This window comes from Acinetobacter proteolyticus, assembly GCF_000367945.1.
Lineage (GTDB): Bacteria > Pseudomonadota > Gammaproteobacteria > Pseudomonadales > Moraxellaceae > Acinetobacter > Acinetobacter proteolyticus.
Genome location: NZ_KB849179.1, coordinates 1,059,023 through 1,077,097 on the forward strand (window position 1 = coordinate 1,059,023; position 18,075 = coordinate 1,077,097).

18 protein-coding genes and 1 pseudogene are annotated in these 18,075 nt (G+C 40.3%); 8 read left to right on the top strand and 11 right to left on the bottom strand.

All coding sequences use genetic code 11. The annotated features are described in order from the left end of the window. Window positions 1-28: 28 nt before the first annotated feature. The 4 genes and pseudogenes from F993_RS20900 to argC form a co-directional block, all read right to left on the bottom strand. Window positions 29-189: pseudogene (locus F993_RS20900) on the bottom strand (ATP-dependent Clp protease adaptor ClpS); the annotation flags it as partial. 506 nt (window positions 190-695) lie between these two features. Then, window positions 696-1,109 (bottom strand): ATP-dependent Clp protease adapter ClpS, encoded by a 414-nt coding sequence (gene clpS / locus F993_RS11800; protein WP_167353046.1) that lies wholly within the window; start codon window positions 1,107-1,109, stop codon window positions 696-698. A 22-nt stretch (window positions 1,110-1,131) separates the two neighbouring features. Continuing rightward, window positions 1,132-1,881, bottom strand: coding sequence for a DUF6776 family protein (locus F993_RS11795; RefSeq protein ID WP_004653740.1), 750 nt, complete (start codon window positions 1,879-1,881; stop codon window positions 1,132-1,134). Window positions 1,882-1,962: 81 nt separating this feature from the next. Beyond that, on the bottom strand, window positions 1,963-3,012 hold the full coding sequence (gene argC, locus F993_RS11790) for an N-acetyl-gamma-glutamyl-phosphate reductase (RefSeq protein WP_004653741.1): 1,050 nt from the start codon (window positions 3,010-3,012) through the stop codon (window positions 1,963-1,965). 272 nt (window positions 3,013-3,284) lie between these two features. On the opposite strand from argC, the gene F993_RS11785 reads away from it, so the two are divergent. Beyond that, window positions 3,285-4,805 (top strand): hypothetical protein, encoded by a 1,521-nt coding sequence (locus tag F993_RS11785; RefSeq protein ID WP_004653742.1) that lies wholly within the window; start codon window positions 3,285-3,287, stop codon window positions 4,803-4,805. A gap of 175 nt (window positions 4,806-4,980) precedes the next feature. Further along, a complete protein-coding gene (locus F993_RS11780) occupies window positions 4,981-5,592 on the top strand; it encodes a CDP-alcohol phosphatidyltransferase family protein (protein ID WP_004653744.1) in 612 nt (203 codons plus the stop codon). Window positions 5,593-5,598: 6 nt separating this feature from the next. Here the strand turns inward: F993_RS11780 and F993_RS11775 are convergent, their stop codons facing one another. Next, window positions 5,599-6,291, bottom strand: coding sequence for a M48 family metallopeptidase (locus tag F993_RS11775; RefSeq protein WP_004653745.1), 693 nt, complete (start codon window positions 6,289-6,291; stop codon window positions 5,599-5,601). Continuing rightward, complete coding sequence (gene rpiA, locus F993_RS11770; RefSeq protein ID WP_004653746.1) at window positions 6,291-6,962, bottom strand: ribose-5-phosphate isomerase RpiA; 672 nt, start codon at window positions 6,960-6,962, stop codon at window positions 6,291-6,293. The genes F993_RS11775 and rpiA overlap by 1 nt, the downstream gene beginning before the upstream one ends. A gap of 98 nt (window positions 6,963-7,060) precedes the next feature. Between rpiA and ilvA the strand changes: the two genes are divergently transcribed. The 3 genes from ilvA (at window position 7,061) to F993_RS11755 (ending at window position 10,751) form a co-directional block, all read left to right on the top strand. Next, window positions 7,061-8,605 carry a threonine ammonia-lyase, biosynthetic gene (gene ilvA, locus F993_RS11765; RefSeq protein WP_171066004.1) on the top strand — a complete coding sequence of 515 codons (1,545 nt, stop codon included), beginning with the start codon at window positions 7,061-7,063 and terminating at the stop codon, window positions 8,603-8,605. A gap of 156 nt (window positions 8,606-8,761) precedes the next feature. Further along, window positions 8,762-9,412, top strand: coding sequence for a potassium channel family protein (locus F993_RS11760; RefSeq protein WP_004653749.1), 651 nt, complete (start codon window positions 8,762-8,764; stop codon window positions 9,410-9,412). Window position 9,413: 1 nt separating this feature from the next. After that, window positions 9,414-10,751, top strand: a complete 1,338-nt coding sequence (locus tag F993_RS11755; RefSeq protein ID WP_032812462.1) for a TrkH family potassium uptake protein — start codon at window positions 9,414-9,416, stop codon at window positions 10,749-10,751. Here F993_RS11755 and F993_RS11750 read toward each other — a convergent pair. The 5 genes from F993_RS11750 to F993_RS20730 all read right to left on the bottom strand — a co-directional run bounded on the left by F993_RS11750 (window position 10,739) and on the right by F993_RS20730 (window position 15,985). Continuing rightward, window positions 10,739-11,266, bottom strand: a complete 528-nt coding sequence (locus F993_RS11750) for a hypothetical protein (protein WP_004653751.1) — start codon at window positions 11,264-11,266, stop codon at window positions 10,739-10,741. The two genes, F993_RS11755 and F993_RS11750, sit on opposite strands and share 13 nt — an antisense overlap. Further along, window positions 11,267-12,436, bottom strand: coding sequence for a phospholipase A (locus tag F993_RS11745; RefSeq protein ID WP_004653752.1), 1,170 nt, complete (start codon window positions 12,434-12,436; stop codon window positions 11,267-11,269). It lies immediately after the preceding gene. A gap of 24 nt (window positions 12,437-12,460) precedes the next feature. Further along, window positions 12,461-15,400 carry an insulinase family protein gene (locus tag F993_RS11740; protein WP_004653753.1) on the bottom strand — a complete coding sequence of 980 codons (2,940 nt, stop codon included), beginning with the start codon at window positions 15,398-15,400 and terminating at the stop codon, window positions 12,461-12,463. A gap of 248 nt (window positions 15,401-15,648) precedes the next feature. Further along, complete coding sequence (locus F993_RS20905) at window positions 15,649-15,717, bottom strand: GNAT family N-acetyltransferase (protein WP_228254124.1); 69 nt, start codon at window positions 15,715-15,717, stop codon at window positions 15,649-15,651. Further along, the gene (locus F993_RS20730) at window positions 15,695-15,985 is read right to left on the bottom strand and encodes a hypothetical protein (RefSeq protein ID WP_004653754.1); all 291 of its coding nucleotides are present in this window, start codon (window positions 15,983-15,985) and stop codon (window positions 15,695-15,697) included. The genes F993_RS20905 and F993_RS20730 overlap by 23 nt, the downstream gene beginning before the upstream one ends. A gap of 116 nt (window positions 15,986-16,101) precedes the next feature. Between F993_RS20730 and F993_RS11735 the strand changes: the two genes are divergently transcribed. The 3 genes from F993_RS11735 to F993_RS11725 are packed head-to-tail and all read left to right on the top strand — an operon-like array spanning window position 16,102 to window position 18,071. Next, a complete protein-coding gene (locus tag F993_RS11735) occupies window positions 16,102-17,115 on the top strand; it encodes an adenosine kinase (RefSeq protein ID WP_004653755.1) in 1,014 nt (337 codons plus the stop codon). 16 nt (window positions 17,116-17,131) lie between these two features. Continuing rightward, on the top strand, window positions 17,132-17,437 hold the full coding sequence (locus tag F993_RS11730) for a Rieske (2Fe-2S) protein (RefSeq protein ID WP_085942735.1): 306 nt from the start codon (window positions 17,132-17,134) through the stop codon (window positions 17,435-17,437). A 22-nt stretch (window positions 17,438-17,459) separates the two neighbouring features. Continuing rightward, window positions 17,460-18,071, top strand: coding sequence for an OB-fold-containig protein (locus F993_RS11725; protein WP_004653757.1), 612 nt, complete (start codon window positions 17,460-17,462; stop codon window positions 18,069-18,071). Window positions 18,072-18,075: the final 4 nt, after the last annotated feature.

The following is an 18,075-nucleotide window of genomic DNA, read 5'->3' on the forward strand; positions in this document are numbered from 1 at the left end:
TTGGGCTCTATCAAAAAAAGAAAATCTTTTAATGAAAAAGCGAATTATTGACTTGATCCGCTGAGCTTCTGTAATCGTGATTGAATATACGTCTACAAGTCTCTTTGCTTCATAATCTACTGTTAGCATTAGTTGACTATCTTGGTCAAGATTCAAAACAAAGTATTGTTGTAAAAATTCAATTACAAAGAGAATTAGACTGATCTAATCGTTCAAAAAGACAGCGAATTTGTTATTCATTTATAAAACAATATTAAACTTATGAAAAAATGTAATACTGCATGATCTTGCTTAAAGCCTAACAAATCATCCATAAGTTTAATATATTAACACTCAGTATATTGTTTCATGTTTTTAGCACAAAACAAGATATGCATTCATTCATCAAGTCGAAAAGCTTTACTTTAGATGCTTTTAGAAATACTTGCACTATTCCACTCATAACATACAAGTCATACGATGGCGCAAGATCTTACACATGAGGAATAAAATTCCGCAAGAGCGTTGCTTTTCTTAACGCCTTCACTCACAGCATAGCTGTTCGTCGAATAGATTCCTCATCTTAACGCTTTTACTCGCAACATAGTTGCTCGTCTTACGCATGAGGAATATATTCCGCAAGAGCGTTGCTTTTCTTAACGCCTTCACTCACAGCATAGCTGTTCGACTTGCGCAGCTAAAAAGCGTTGCTTTTCTTAACGCTGCTCAGGTTCGATCTGACACAATAAAGGATGACCTTGAGCTCTTGCGTAGTTATTCACTTGATTTGCTTTTGTTTCGGCAATATCTCGTGGATAAATACCCGCTGTTCCCTTACCTTCATAATGAACGGTTAACATCACCTGACTAGCCTGATCGAAGTCCAACCCAAAATAGCTTTGTAGTACTTCAATGACAAAATCCATTGGTGTGTAATCATCATTCATGAGCACGACCGCATATAAAGGTGGCCGTTTTAACTCTGGTGGGGCAGTTTGAACAACCACCTCACCCTCATGATCCTCTTGCGAATCACTTAAACGTGGATTTAAGTGCCAATCGACATAACCTGATTGATGAAAAGAGTTTTTCACTTCACTTAAATTCATCTGACGTTTGTATCTTCGCATATTGGGTTCTTAATCTAAAAAATTATTGGGCATTTGCTTCAGCTTGAGGGATTTCTGACACGAAAGCAGAACCTACATCTACAGGCTTACCACGTTGCCAGCTAAAACGCTTGATTACAGGTGTACCAGAACCCGTTAAACGAACTTCAATGAATTGAGGTGTAAACCCTTTAGGCATTGTCCAACGCCCTGTTAGACGCTCAAAATCATCAAAATTAAAGTTCTTATCTTCTAAAGGTACAACTAAAATTTCAGTATCTTTGATTAAGCGCAATTCAACCGAACCAGAAGCACGACGTTTATTTGGGCTTACTTGAACGAGATCAATCTGATATTCAAAGGCATTTTCCGGTAAGGATTTAATTGCCATATTTTGAATGGTTAAGCTTACACCACCACGTTGTCTCAAAATATCACGATAAATCGCATTCATTCCTTCAAATTGGGTCTTATCCGCATTGGCTTGATTCACTGCTTTGAATAAATCATCTGCATTACCAACAGCCATATCACGCTCTTGAACAGCAGCATTCAAACTCTTGCTGACTGAATCCAATGCAGTCTTTTGTTTCTGAACAACATCAACCAATTGTTCAGCATCTGCATCATAACCAACCACTGTTAAACCTTGACGGTGGCCGACAGTATAACCAAGCAAAAAACTGCTACCAATAAGAACAGTAGCACCAATAATCAAAGGTAAATTCGTTTTTAAGAATTTATTTTTTTCAACGGAACTGTCTGGTGAAGTAGTCGGTTCAACGTTTTCCATCATCATCTCTATCGTTATGATCTGCATCAAAGCACACATTAAAATCGAAATTTAAATGTGTGTGAAGTAAAAAAGCGTTTTTTATGGTAATAAACCAATACCTTCCAAGCCTGCAGCCTCATCAAAACCAAACATTAAGTTCATATTTTGAATCGCCTGACCTGCAGCACCTTTGACCAGGTTGTCTTGAGCAACCAAGATAATCAGTTTATTGGGTTGTGGGCGGTAGAGTGCAATTCTGAGCTCATTCGCACCACGAACACTACGGGTTTCTGGGGAACTATTTGCAGGCATGACATCAACAAAGCGTTCATCTTTATAGAAATCCTCATAAAGTGCTTGTAAGTCTAGTTGCTGACCTCGTTCGCTCAAATCAACATAAATCGTACTCAACATGCCACGAATCATGGGCACAAGATGTGGCACAAAAATAAGCTGATCGAATTGCCCTTTTTGCCCCGAGATATTTTCAAGCGCTTCAACAATCTCTGGATGATGACGATGTCCAGCCACACCATAAGCCTTAAAATTATCAGCATTTTCGCTATAAATCATACCCAGACTTGCTTTACGCCCCGCTCCAGACACGCCAGACTTCGCATCCACAATAATACTTTGTGTTTGAATCAGCTGGTCTGGATTTTTAAGTAATGGAGCTAGGCCTAGTTGCACCGTGGTTGGATAACAACCTGGATTGCCAATTACTTGTGCTTGCTTGATCTTCTCTCGATTTAACTCAGTTAAACCATAAACAGAATCTTTTAATATGGCAGGACAACTATGTTGCATACCATACCATTTCTCAAACTGAACCAAATCCTGCAAACGAAAATCAGCGGCAAGATCAATCACTTTTGTCCCTGCAGCAATCAATTTTTCAGCATGTTGCATTGCGACACCATGTGGCGTTGCAAAAAACACAACATCACATTGTGCTAATTGATCTAAATCCAGATCTGAAAACTCGAGTGTTGTATGCCCGCGTAGACTTGGGAACATATCTGCAACACGCTTTCCTGTTTCTGTACGAGAAGTGAGAATACGAACCTGAACTTGTGAATGTCTTAATAAAAGACGTAATAGCTCAACCCCAGTGTATCCAGTTCCACCAACAATACCAACAGAAATCACGTGTGACACCTCAAGCGTTCAATTAGATAAATAGTATGGCAGTTTGACCCATTTTACACAATCTTCAAGTATCTAACTTTTAAGAAAATAACAGGACAGTTAAGCCCCTATACAGTCAAAAGTCTAAACTTGGATACAAATAAATAGATTATATTTGGGCTGATTCTACCATTGGTCAAGAAATACTATTGAATCATTTCACTATTCGAATAGAATAAAAAAATTGCGGTAATAATAAATTTCATGGATGCAAAATTTTTTGGAGAGCTGGAATGCCTTCTTTGATGTCAAAACATAGACTACATCATCATATTTGCTTAGGACTCAGTACCCTTCTTCTCAGCTCTGCATTAATTGGCTGTGGAAGTGGTGAAAGTAAAGCAAACATAGAAACAACACCTACAGTACAAGAACCTAAACCAAAGAGTTTCAATATCAAAGCTGCAGTTGAAATGCGAGATGTTGTGCTTAAAATCTTTGATAACTTTGATAACACACTCGTTTTAGAACAGAATTTAAGTACGACCTCTGACATCAATATCACTTTACCGCGTGTTCTAGATAAAGAGCGTTTATACCGAATAGAAATCTCGACAACACCAAACTCATTGATTTATGACTTCCAAAGTGGCCAATATTCAAATATTTCGATGACTTTGCATAGTTTAGTTGAAGTTAATACCAGCAACCTAACTCAAACAATTTATATCAATCCTAGCTCAGAAGCTATTTATCAACGTGCGCTAGTACGCTCTGGAACACTACCTTCAGATAGTAATAACAATCTGACAAAAGTTAGTACATTACAGCTAAATCTTGCTACAGCAGATGTAAATTCCGCACTGACCAGTGCTTTTTATCAATTGGATATCCCCAATTTAAATTCATCTTCACTTTTAAATGTTTTTTCGCCAGTAAATGCAACCTTTAAGTCGAATTTATACATTAATAGCTATCTCAGTTTTGGTTTAATACAGCAATGGGCGAATCTATACCCTAGCAATAATTTTGCGGAATTCACCAAGAACCTAGCGGTTGATTTAAAAGATGGCTATCTTGACGCCAAAAAATTACGCGGAGATCAAAGCAGCTTAACCTCTTTAGTGGTCCCTCCCCCCGATAATCTCGACCCATCTAAAAACAACCTGATATTTATTGCAGAAGCTCAAAAGAATACAAGGGATACTTTTGCAGCGTCTTTAAAACAAGCCGTACTGCAACTGGCGGACAATTATCGTCAAACCTCTTTAAATCCACAAGGTTATACCTTACTGCAACAAAAGTCTTATGCTGGAAATACACCAATAAATAATACAGCCAATGCTTTCCGTGTCATTGGTGCTGGCGACTATCGTCGTGCGGTTGGATTCGCAGATACTACTCAAACATGCAATGGTTCTGCTTATGCATGTAAACAAGGCATCACTGGTATCAATATTGTAGATGCAAGTTTACCTTCAATTGAATATTTAATCGGCAGCTACAAAGACTCTTCTGGTAATTGTCAGCTGAATGTCCGTGGTGATGGCTGGTTAGAACTTATTCGGGATGGACAAACTTTTAGCTCAAAATTAGATGGTGATAGTACTGATAATTTATTGCAGGTAAATAAGGCCAATGCTGAATATTTATTAAATAGCAGCTCAACAGAACCAAACAACAGCACATTGCAATATAATTTTATTCAAGTAAAAATTAAAGCAAATCAGGTGCTAAGCGCAAGTGCTGGTCTGGATAATCGCAAAGCACCCGACCAGTTACAGACGACCCAATTGCAATGTAATTTTTCATAGTTAAAGCTAAGTTAAGACATTGTTCAACACATCAGACTCAAAATGATCTTAGCTTTTCCGATAAAACAATAGCTTTATTTAAGCTGTTGTTTTATATGAGACATGTTATTTCAACCTGAGTTTTCAGCTTCAGCTGATATACTTAATCTTAATGAACACAACTATCTTGTATGTAATGTCATTTAAGTATCAAATTCCAACTTTACTTGTTTATTCCAGACTACTCTTGGGTTTTCTCATTCTTATTGTGACCCTACTACAACCTCAGTTCTTCCCTATTTATACCGTGGTATTTTTAACGCTGGGACTGATGAGTGACATCTTTGATGGCATCATTGCAAGACATTTAGGTGTATCAAATGAAAAATTGCGTCGCTTAGACTCCAATATTGATCAAATCTTCTTTATTTGTGCAATCATATCAATTTACTTACAACAACCTCTTTTTTTTCAACAATACATTTGGCCGATTCTCATTCTAATTTTATTTGAAGTGGCGATCTATATGGTTAGCTGGATTAAATTCCATAAAGAAGTGGCCACTCATAGTATTGGTGCAAAAATTTGGACCTTATTTCTCTTTGCCTTATTGGTACAAGTGACACTCATAGGCCAAAGTCAAATTTTATTCTGGATTGTTTTTGGGTTGGGTATTCTGACACGAGCTGAGATCATCGCTATTATTCTAGTACTTAAGCAATGGCAAAATGATGTACCGAGCCTGAAACAGGCATTCCGTATTCGCAAAGGCTTGCCGGTCCAACAAAATCGTCTCTTTAATGGCTAGGCGATTTTATTTTTTATAATACCAATTGGGCAATTGCGTCTGTTTCAGCTGTTTTCGATGCTCAAGATAATGCGTATCGTGCTTTGCGACCTCATTCCAGAATGCTGCACTATGATCAAAATGTTTGGTATGCACCAACTCATGTACACAAACAGATCGTACAATATGCTCAGGCATCAGCACCAATGCAGCATTTAACATGATGTCGTGTTTGGAGCTACAACTCCCCCAGCGGGTTTTAGGTTTTCGGATACTACATTGCTGGTATGGCAAACTGATGTGTTGACTCACTTGAGCTAAATATTTAGGTAAAAACTGCTTTGCATAGGCCAAAACGGCTGCTTGCAACGCTTGTTCTGACAGTTGATCTCTTACGCAGATGATGTGCTGATCAAAATCAAATTTAAAAATATGACGCTGCTGTTGCAGAATAATTTGAAATGCTTGTGCATGAAAAAACAAAGAAATTTGTTCAGGAAATACCGTACTTTGATTAAATTGTTGTTGCTGTTTAGCCCAAGTCTCAATCAACCATTGTTCTGATTGATGCAAAAACTGCTGAATCTGTCGTTTGCTACAAAATAAAGGAACTGTGAGACGAATACCTGTTGGCTCAACACGCAAGCGCAAATTTCTCGCCCTTGCATGTCGAACAACTTTAATTTCAGGTAACAGCGTTTCCAATGAAACTAATTGCATTATTGTGCTGTACGCTCTTCGATACCATGATCCGTTGCAACAACCGCAATGGTTGCTGCATTTAATGCAAAGATACCATTAGTCACAACACCTGGAATATTATTCAGCGTGCGTTCCAATTCAAGTGCATTTAAAATATTGAGATTAAAAACATCTAAAATCACATTGCCATTATCGGTTACAACACCTTCGCGATAAACAGGATCACCACCTAAGGCAACAATCTTACGGGCTACGGCAGAACGCGCCATAGGAATGACCTCAACAGGCAGTGGAAAATCACGTCCTAATTGATCCACCCATTTAGAGTCATCAACGATACATACAAATTTCTTTGCGATTGACGCCACAATTTTTTCACGGGTTAAGGCTGCACCGCCACCTTTGATCATATGCATATGGCGGTCAATTTCATCAGCACCATCCACATAGGCATCCAACCCACCCACTGAGTTCATATCAACCACTTCAATTCCGAGCTTTTGCAAACGCTCTGCAGTTGCATTTGAACTTGCAACTGCTGCTTCTAATTGCAATTCAGGTAATAAATCAATTAAAAAATTAACGGTACTTCCTGTTCCTACGCCCAAAATGCCGCCTTTAGGCAAATGTTTCAAGGCTGCTGTCGCTGCAGCTTGTTTCTTTTCATCTTGGCTTGCATATAGACTCATGACTTCACTCAACTATTTTGACATTTGCTGCAAGAAAACAGCGCAAATGCACAGGGGTTTGCTACAATGATTGCCTATTTTAAACTGTTATAGGGAAGATGAACATGCTGTCTCGTGTGGTACGACAAATTTTACAAGCAACGGTTTACGATGTTGCGATTGAAACACCGCTTGAAGCAGCTCCACGAATTAGTCAAAAAATTAATAATAACATTCGATTTAAACGTGAAGATTTACAACCCGTTTTCTCTTTCAAGCTACGTGGTGCTTATAACCGCATTAGCCAATTGCCCAAAGACCAACTGGAGCGTGGTGTAATTTGCGCATCTGCCGGCAACCATGCACAAGGCGTTGCGCTATCTGGAAAAAAATTAGGCATTCATGCCATTATTGTCATGCCAAGCACCACCCCTGATATTAAAGTTCAGGCCGTGAAAAGTTTAGGTGGCCAAGTCGTACTACATGGTGATAGTTTCGACGTTGCCAATAAATATGCAAAACAACGTGCTGAAGATGAAGGCTTGGTATTTATCCCGCCTTATGACGATGAACTGGTGATTGCGGGTCAAGGAACCATCGCAAACGAGTTATTACGCCAGTGGCGTGATGTTGAATACGTCTTTGTTGCTGTTGGTGGCGGTGGTCTCATTGCAGGTGTTGCAGCCTATTTAGGTGAAGTTGCACCGCACGTTAAAGTGATTGGTGTTGAATACGAAGAATCCGCTTGCTTAAAAGCAGCACTTGAAACTAATGAACGTGTGATTTTGCCACATGTAGGGCTATTTGCTGACGGTACCGCAGTGGCACAAATTGGTGAGTTACCTTTCGATATTATCCGTCTACGCAAATCAGATAACTCTGGCCCAATCGTCGACCCTGACATTGTCACTGTCAATACCGATGAAATCTGTGCTGCAATTAAAGATACCTTTGATGAAAATCGCAGCATTGTTGAACCATCAGGTGCAATGGCCTTAGCTGGCATCAAGAAATATGTAGCCGAACACCAGCTTAGTGGTAAAAACATGGTATCCATTGTGTGTGGTGCCAATATGAACTTTGATCGTTTACGCTATATTGCGGAACGTACTGAGTTGGGTGAACGTCGTGAAGCAATCTATGCGGTAACAATTCCTGAGCAGAAAGGTGCTTTCTTGCATTTCTGTCGTGCCCTGCAAGGTCGTAATATTACTGAATTCAACTATCGTGCCAGCGACAGTAGTCTGGCACAAGTCTTTGTCGGGATTAGCCTCAAAGGCGGTGAAACTGAACGCCACGAAATTCATGAGCTGTTAAAACAGCAGTATGAAGTAGATGACCTGTCTGATGATGAGGTTGCTAAACTACATATCCGCTATTTGATTGGTGGTCATGCCAATATCGAACATGAGCGTTTATTCCGTGTTGAGTTTCCAGAACGCCCAGGCGCCCTGTTAACCTTCTTAGAACGTTTGGGTCCAACCCATAACATTACCTTATTCCATTACCGTAACCACGGCGCAGCTGAAGGTCGTGTGTTGGTTGGTTTACAAGCAACTGATGCCAAACAAAACCCTGACGGTCTCGTGGAAACATTGGAAAAAATCACTTATCCATATGCTGAAATCACCGATAATATTGGCTACCAGCGTTTTCTTAAATAATAAAAGCAATCCGATAAAGCCGACATGATGTCGGCTTTATTTTTGTTCAATGTTCAGGTTATCTATGCCAGCAGCAAACAAAATCATTACAAATCGAAAATCATTCCATCTTAAAATGGATAAAAAGATATTTTTATCATTTAGTTAAGGACAGTTATGGCACAGTTTGCAGTCATTGGTTTAGGGAGTTTTGGGGCAACTGTTGCATTAGAACTCACCAAACTCAATCATGATGTTATTGGTATTGATACCATCAAACGCAATGTCGAAAGTCTTGCAGATCGCATTACCCATGCTGTGATTGCCGATGCTACCGACGAACATGTTTTAGAAGAACTCAATATCCAGAATTGTGATGCTGTTGTGGTTGCCATTGGTGAAGATATTGAAGCCAGTATTCTGTGTGTGTTAAACCTCAAGAATCTTGGTGTGGAAAAAATCCTGGTTAAAGCCAAAACCAAAGCACATCACACGATTCTCTCCCATTTAAATGTAAGTAAGATAATTCACCCTGAAGAAGATATGGGTGTGCGGGTTGCTCAAGCCCTCAATTATCCGATGGTGAGCCGTTACATGGCTTTAGATGATGATCATTACATTGTTAAAGTTCCGGTCAATGAAAAACTCAACAATGTAAATTTATCCGGCATATTAAAACAAGAACCGAATATCAAGCTTTTGCTACTGAAACGCGATCAACAGATTCACTATGAAACAGATGCAAACTTTACCTTGCAAACGGGTGATGTCCTGATTTTAGAAGGTTCACTCAGCCATCTAAGAAAACTTTCAGGATGTTTCGCATAATATGGCATTTAAAATAAACCCCCAAAAGACATTTAACCTGAGCCCACCGTCTTTGCTCGCGATAGGGTTTCTTAGTTTTATTATTATTGGCACCATATTACTCAAACTCCCCATCGCAAATAAAGGTAATGTCAGTTGGATGGATGCCTTGTTTACAGCCACCTCAGCGGTGACCATTACAGGCTTATCGGTGGTCAATCTGAATGATTCCTTCAATCATTTCGGGCAGTTTATTATTCTTTTGCTGATTCAATCTGGTGGTCTGGGTTTCATGACCTTTGCGATCTTGGCTGCCTTAAGTCTTGCACCGAAACTGGGGCTAAAACAACAAATGATGGCGCAAGACAGCTTGGGTCAAACTAGCCTCTCCAAAGTCACCTTTGTTGCCAAGGGCGTCGTGCTATATACCCTATTTTTTGAGTTGATTGGGGTCATTATCCTGACCGCCTCCTTTGCGCCCATGTATGGTTTTGCTCGGGGTCTTTATTATGCGGTTTTCTATAGTGTTTCGGCATTTAACAATGCTGGTTTTTCCCTATTTGATAACAGTCTGATTAACTTTCAAAGTCACTATCTAATTTGCCTTACCATCAGTATTCTATACACCTTAGGTGGTATCGGCTTCTTGGTACTGATTGATGTGAAACAGAATAAACGCTGGAGCAAACTGACCCCAAACAGCAAACTAATCTTGAGTACCATCGCGATATTAAACCTTGTTGCCTTCGTATTAATCTGGATTTTAGAGTCTAACAACCCGCTCACGCTTGGCTCAATGGGCTTAGCTGAACAAGCCATGAATGCTTGGTTCCAAGCGACTGTACCGCGCTCTTCAGGCTTTAATACCATTGACACCGGCTCAATGGAACACAGTACAGCCTTACTCACGATGTTACTCATGTTTATTGGTGGTGGTTCTCTCAGTACCGCTGGCGGTATTAAAGTCGGTACGTTTGTAATTTTACTACTCTGCGTAATTTCTTTTTTACGGCGTAATGAAGAAATCCGTATTTTTAACCATTCAGTGTCACAAGAAACCACTTATAAAGCACTTGCTGTAACCGCAATTACAGGTATGTTGGTCTTTGTCGGCTGCTTTATTATCTTCCTGCTGGAACCAAAATTAGATGTACTCGACCTGATGTTTGAAGTGGTCTCTGCCGCATGTACTGTAGGGCTGTCACGAGGTGCAACAGGTCAGTTACATGATGGCAGCTTGTTTGTGCTGAGTTTGCTGATGTTTACGGGACGATTAGGGCCGTTAACACTTGCCTATTTGATTGCGACTCCAAAGAAGAGCCGCTTAAAACATGCCAATGCCAATATTCAGATTGGATAATGCTCTAGAGGTTGCTCAATCACTATTACTTGCTGACAGATTCCGTCAGCTTGGCGTTGTTGCTCGAATACTACCTTAGACATCACATCAAAATGATCACAAAAACTAATTTCTTGTGTGTCAATGGAATAAACCAAGGATTGGTTTCCTATCCCTTGTAACGTGTCATAAAACACAATGACAAACTTACCTTGTTCAAAGACCTGTTGAATCTCTGAATACGTTAAAGCAGCTTGAATGGGAATCTGAAGACGCTGTGCATCAAGATAACTTTGCTTTTCCTTCTCATCAATATTAGGGTCAGGCGCCGTATAGAACGATACCTGAAACCCTAGTTTTTTCAGTGCCACAGCCAAAGCAATGGTATATGTCCCATCTTCTCGGTCATGGCCTGACAAGCGAATCAAGTCAGCAATATCAGCATGGGTATGATATTGCTTTACGATTAACCAGAGTGCAAAGACCCCACCATTTGCTTCAAGCTGCAATAAGGACTCTGGAATATTTAAACTCATTTAATACCAGTTCATTAAAGATACGCCCAAGCCCACATAGGTTGCTCGGTGGTTATAATCAATCAAGCTCTCGCCATAGCCATCAAATATTTGCAAATGGCCACGTAATTTGTCTTTAATTGGGAAAGCCCAGTCAAACTGAACCGCACCATGTGAACGATCGCCACCTTTTAATGAATGACGTAACATCAAGGAGAAATCATTATTCCCTTTACGGTAAAATGCAGTTAAATCACCACGACCGATATAATCCTTAATGTCTGGGTTATTATCATCTTTGGCATCTTCTTCAACACGATACCAAGGACGCAGCATCAGTGCGAAGTTGTCTTTTTCAAAACCAAGATTAAAAATCACACGATTCCAACTACGCGAAAGTGGATCTGAACGACCATTGGATTGGTGGTTCAAGGTCACCCCAAGCAAACGTGCATTTAGACCTAGAATTTCATAATTGGTTCTAAACATCAAACTTGCTTCAGGCTCGTAATTGGTCTCACGGAATGGTCGTGATTCTTCAGAGTTATACACCTGCCAGCGTGAAGATTGGGTATAGCCCAACCAGAGATCGCCATTATTACCTAAGATGTTTTCCCAAGCTTTGGTTTTAAATGAAAGCTGGAACTTTGCTTCGCTCGAGGTCAACTCTTGCTTATCTTTGACTGTATTTTCAGGGTTTGGGCTAGTTGGGAATTCATTTTTATCGCTGGTCCAGAACACCGGTAATAGATAAACAGGTTGATAGGCACGAATATTCCATACCCCCAACTTACTTTCTTCTGACAACTCCCAACGACGATCAAGTAACGAGACGTTTGGATCAAATTTTGGTGCAGCACCTAATAAATGCAAGTCACTGACCTTTTGCACAACTTTATCTTTCAAAGACTCAGGTTTAGCAGGTTCATTCGACTCAACCACGGGCATAGTGGCTGCAACAACAGGTGCAGCATCGGTCTGAACTTGTGTTGGAATAATGGTTGGTGCTTTAAAAAGGCGATCATAACAAGCCAGACGTTCGGCATTTGCAGCCAAAGCTACACAGGCATCAACGGTCGCAGGGCTTGCAGGTGCTATCGATTCAGCATGTGACAACGAGGTCGTTAAAGAACCAAGTATCGCAAGGATACTCAGCTCCAAATGACTACGTTCAAAAGATTTGAACGCCATAGATTTCTCCGATTTTTTATTTTACTAATTGACTTGCTGGATATTAAATCCAAGTTTCTGCAATTCTTCACGTTTCGCAAATGGCGCGACCACAGCTTTCACAGGTTTTTGAGCCAATAGATATTGCTTCGCCACACGCTGTAAATCATCCAAGTTCACGTTGAGTAAACGCTCACGTAAGAGTTTACGGAATTTCGGCGTACGTGCATGCAACAAAGCATAACATGCCGTAATTGCTTCCCCAGCCGGTGAACCTGGCTTGTCCATACTTGCAACCAAACCAAGAATGGCTTCTTCGAGTTGATGTGGTTGTTGTTCCGTATTGAGTAACCATTGCACGCTGGCTTCAAAATCATTAAACGTTTCCGCTAAGCGTGGATCGCGGTAGCTATAAAAACGGAATGAACATGCATTGCCATCATAACTTGCACCACCACCATATGCACCGCCTTTTTCGCGAATAGCACTATGCAAGAAACCATTACGTAAATAAGCGGCCAATACCATCAATGGCGCTGCATCTGGATGTGCGACATCCACAGCCTGATAAGCCGAAGCACAGAATTGCACATTGGCTTGAATCAACCATGCTTCATCGTCGTTGCTATTCACTTGATCGACTTGGGTCAAAGTCACAGCTGCTTGATCAACCGCAAGCTTGTCCCAAACATTTTGCACTTCTTCCACCAAACGATCCGATTGATGTTCTTCACAGACCAACAAGAATTGTTTTGGCGCTTGCATTAACTTACGATGAATCGCTTGTAATTCAGTAATAAGCCCTTGATAAGCATTATCATCCTGATCAATTTTCGCAACAAGGTCACTGAGCCAGTTTAATGCACCTAACCCCGTATTGTGATAATCACGGCGAGCCAATGCACTCATTTGACGAGAAGCAGCCTGCATGGCGTAACTATGACCTGAGCCAGATAAACGTGACTGCCAACGGGTCTTACGTTGCTGTAATAACTCGATAATACGGTCTTTTTCATCAAAACGGAGTTGTTCAAAAGCAAGTTTAAGCAGCTGAATCGCATCCAACTTTTGAGTTAATGATTTGGTGGTTAAAGTGAGCCACGCACTGATGCGGTCTTTATCATCTACTTTACTGCGTAAAGATGCTCCCATACCGAGGCCGCCACTGACCGCAGTTTGGATTTGCTGCAATTCAAGATAATCATACTCGCCCGCACCCACTTCACCCATCAAAATTGAGAGTAGATTAAAGTAAGGTGATTGCACGATTTCATCTGGAATCTGAATCAGCACTTGCTGATAGTAAATACCATTGGTGCCTGCATGATAAAGATTCAACGGCGTATCCAGACCATTGCAGATAATCTCACGTAATTGCCCTTGTACAATCTGCAATTCTGCTGGGATATCCTCCAAACCGACTTTAGGTAACAACTCAAGATTATCTGGTGTATCTTGACGCTTTTTCAGCGCTTCCGTTTTTTCCTGAATTGTAACTTTTTCAGCATCGGTTAAATTGGCAGTGATCTCAGCCAAGCGTGCCTGTTCAGCTTGCTGTTCTTTCACCGACTTGGCTGCATCCGGAACTAAAGTCATTTGCACACGATGCGGATTATCCAATAAATGGGTTTGAATCAGATTCGATAACCACATTGGATCTTTGAGCTCTTCTTTAACTTGCTCGATTGCTGAGTCAACATCCCAAACATGAATAGGGTCATTGTGGTGAATCGCACTGCCTAAACCATTCAAGATCAAGCTCAAGCCATACGGTGTGCCATCACCATTTATTTCACGTTGATGCAGTTCAATCTGATGGAGAATCGCATCCACCAGATCGGTATCAACAGGTTTAGAGGCAACATCTTTTAGAATATCTAAAACACCTGTTTTAAATGTTTCTGCATGTTCTGCATTTGAACCTTGCACACCACAGTAGAACGTCATTTCAAAGTTACTGTCATCTACACCCATTAACGGGCCTGTAGATTGCGCATAGCCACATGTTTCTAAATACTGACGTAAAGGCGAAGCAGAGTTTTCTAATAAAATCCCTTCAACCAAACGCATTCCCAAACGTAGTTTAATATCGCTGGTTTCAGGCAATAGCCATGACATCACATGATAAGTTTTATCTTTCAAATCTTCACTATCGACAGCATAGCTTTCAGTCACCTCTACAGGTGCAGTCAAACGCTTTTCTGGCGTTGAATACAAAGTTGTGCCTTGTGAAAACTTATGTAAGGCTAAGCTCTCAAATTGCTCTTGCAGGTCATAAGCACTCTGATTACCAAAAGTCATAAACACTGCATTACTTGGGTGATAATGAACTTTATAGAAATCAACCAATTGCTCATAACTCAAGTCAGGAATATCTTTTGGATCACCACCAGAGTTATAGTGATAGGTCGTTTCAGGGAACAAATGATGTGCGAGTTGGTGATACAACTGATCTGTAGGAGAGCTCATTGCGCCCTTCATTTCATTGAAGACCACACCCTTATAAACAGCTTGATCGTTTTCCAGTTCAATACGAATCCCTTCTTGGGCGAAATCCAGCGGATTCAGATTCGCGGCAAAAGCTGCATCTAAATAAACTGACAATAAGTTTTGAAAATCTTTTTTATTCTGCGTGGCAAACGGATATGCCGTCCAATCCGCCGCAGTAAAAGCATTCATAAACGTATTCAAAGAACGGCGGATCATCAAGAAAAATGGATCACGTACAGGAAACTTCTCTGAACCACATAGCGCCGTATGCTCTAAAATATGTGCGGTTCCTTTTGAATCCATCGGCTGAGTTCTAAATGCCACCAAGAATACATTTTCGTCATGACTTGTGGCTAAATGATAGTGAACTGCACCAGTCACTTTATGCTTATATTCTGAAACTTGAATATCGAGTGCTTCTACATGGTGTTGACGTAATAGCTGAAACGCGGGATGTGTCGTTTGAGTAATGCTTTCAGTAACATCTACAGTCATGTGATCTCCAATTTATCTCTATTAAATCATTACGATTGATTATAGAGAGTCTACCGAAGAATACGTATCGATATCCATGTAAATTACTCTATTTTTGTAGAAAAATGCAGCGCCTAACTCAAAACTGAGTTTCAGAAAATTTTATAAAAATTACAATGCGCTGATACGATGGGCTGATAGCCTCGACTTTGATAAAAATGCACCGTCTGAAGCGTATCTGTGAATAGGTCAAGTCGCTCAAAATAAGTCTATGCGTATTGTTCAATATGCTCTAATAAATACGTACCAATCTGGTTACGGCGATAATCTGGATGGATGAATGTAAAAACGACGCAGACGCCCAATTTTATTTGACTCGGCCCAAGGATCTTGATTCAGCCCACCCACAGCAACCAAGTGATGCTGCTGATCATAAACTGTAAATAGCGCTTCCTCAATCTGAGCAAAACTATTCGCACCTGATTGAAAATCTTGCTTTAATCTCCGTATAAAGTGAAAGCCCTCCAGTTCTGAATATTGAATCAGAACATCGATTTGTGCAGGCAATTCCAAGCTTCTTTCAATTCTAAACCGATCTTGCCTCATCTTCTTTCCTTGATTGCACTGTGATCTCATGCTTTGCTGAAATTTCTTCAACAAACTACTGTAATCCGTAGCATTCGTGTAAACTTTGCTTTTTGATTTTTACTGTGATGACAAACATGGCAACTGTTGATCTTTTTGCAATTGGTAATGCACTCATTGACCAAGAATTTAAGGTTTCAAATGAGTTTTTAACGCAACAGGCATTGCAAAAAGGCACAATGCAGTTAGCCGATGGTGAAACGCAAGCTGATTTATATCAAAAACTACAAAGCACACAAAGCTATAAAGGGCAAGCAAGTGGTGGTTCAGCAGCGAATACAACGGTTGCATTTAGTGCCTTAGGCGGTACTGCATTTTATGGCTGCCGCGTCGGTAATGATGAACTCGGTACAATATATCTAGACGGCTTGAACGAGGCAGGTATCACCACCACGACACTGTCGATTAGTGAAGGCGTAACAGGCACCTGTATGGTTCTAATCAGCCCAGATTCAGAACGTACCATGCAAACCTATCTAGGTATCACGGCTGAATTATCAACTGAACAAATCGATCTTGAGCCGCTTAAAACTGCAAAATGGCTGTATATCGAAGGTTATTTATCGACCAGCGATACTGCACGTGTTGCGGTTAAACAGGCGCGTGAACTGGCAAAAGCACAGGGTGTTAAAATTGCCTTGTCGCTGTCTGACCCTGCAATGGTGCAATATGCGCGTCAAGGTTTAGAAGAACTGTTAGATGATGGTGTGGACTTATTATTCTGTAATGAACAAGAAGCACTGATGTTTACAGAAACTGATAACCTCGAAGCTGCAATTGAAAGCCTAAGCTTAAAAAACAAACAAGTGGTCATCACCCAAGGCGCTAAAGGTGCTGTGATTGTAGATGGCGCACACCACTTCCACGTCAATGGTCGGGCTGTTGAAGCAGTCGATACCAATGGCGCAGGCGATGCATTTTCAGGTGCATTTTTATATGCAATTAATGCAGGTTTAAGCTTGGAAGCCGCAGCACAACTTGCTATTTTGATCTCAAGTGAAGTAGTTGCGCAATTTGGGCCACGTTTAAGTGTCGAGAACTACGCTAAACTCTTTGAACAATTTCAAAAAGCTCAACAGGAATATACATAACATGGAAAAGATTTGCATGACTGAGGAAGTTCCTGAACGTGAGTCTCGTGCATACGACACCATGAAAGGAACAACCATTTTTATTACTCAAAAAGATGGCAGTTTCTACGCCTATCAAAATGTTTGCCCACATTTACAAACTGAACTTGAGTATTTAGAGAATCAGTTCCTAGATCAAGATAAAGAATACATTCAATGTTCTACTCATGGTGCATTATTTTCAATCGAGACTGGCGAATGTATTTCTGGGCCATGTTTGGGTGAGTACCTTGAAAAAGTAAAATTGGAAGTCCACTCGGATGGTGGTATCTATATTGATTAATCCCTAAATTATGAATTCTGCAATGACTGAGTTTTTCCTCAATTACTACTTGATGCCATTTCATATGAGCGTCGTTGCTTTAATTGTGCTCAGTATTGCAGAAACCATCGGCATTGTGATTGGATTACGTCCCAGCCATTTAGTTAAGAAGCTGACGCCAGAATGGTTACTGAACTCCCCACTACTTGATGTTAAATTTTCTAAATACCTGATCTTTGTGTTCTTATTGATCAACTTTAGTTTTGCAGGCTATTTTTTAGAACTCTCGTTCTTTGCTTTACAACACTACTTTATTTCACCTTATTATTTATTTGTTCCTGCTTTAATCATTGATATTTTCTTTACTGTATTTATGATTCATTGTTTGGATCAGGTGATCAAGCCAAAGGTCATTCATACCCATAGCAATTTGGTGGGACGTTTAGCCACTATTTCAACTGGCAATGCACGTCCTGGATTCTCAGCCCAAGCACGTGTCCGTGATGAATTTGGTCAGTTATATTATGTACAAGTCGAACCGGAATACGGCGAACTTGAATTGCAATCACAAGTATTGTTGATTAGTCAAAAATCGAACTCACACTATCTCGCCAAAAAAATCTCACTTTCAAATAATCTGTTTACACCAGACTAAATTT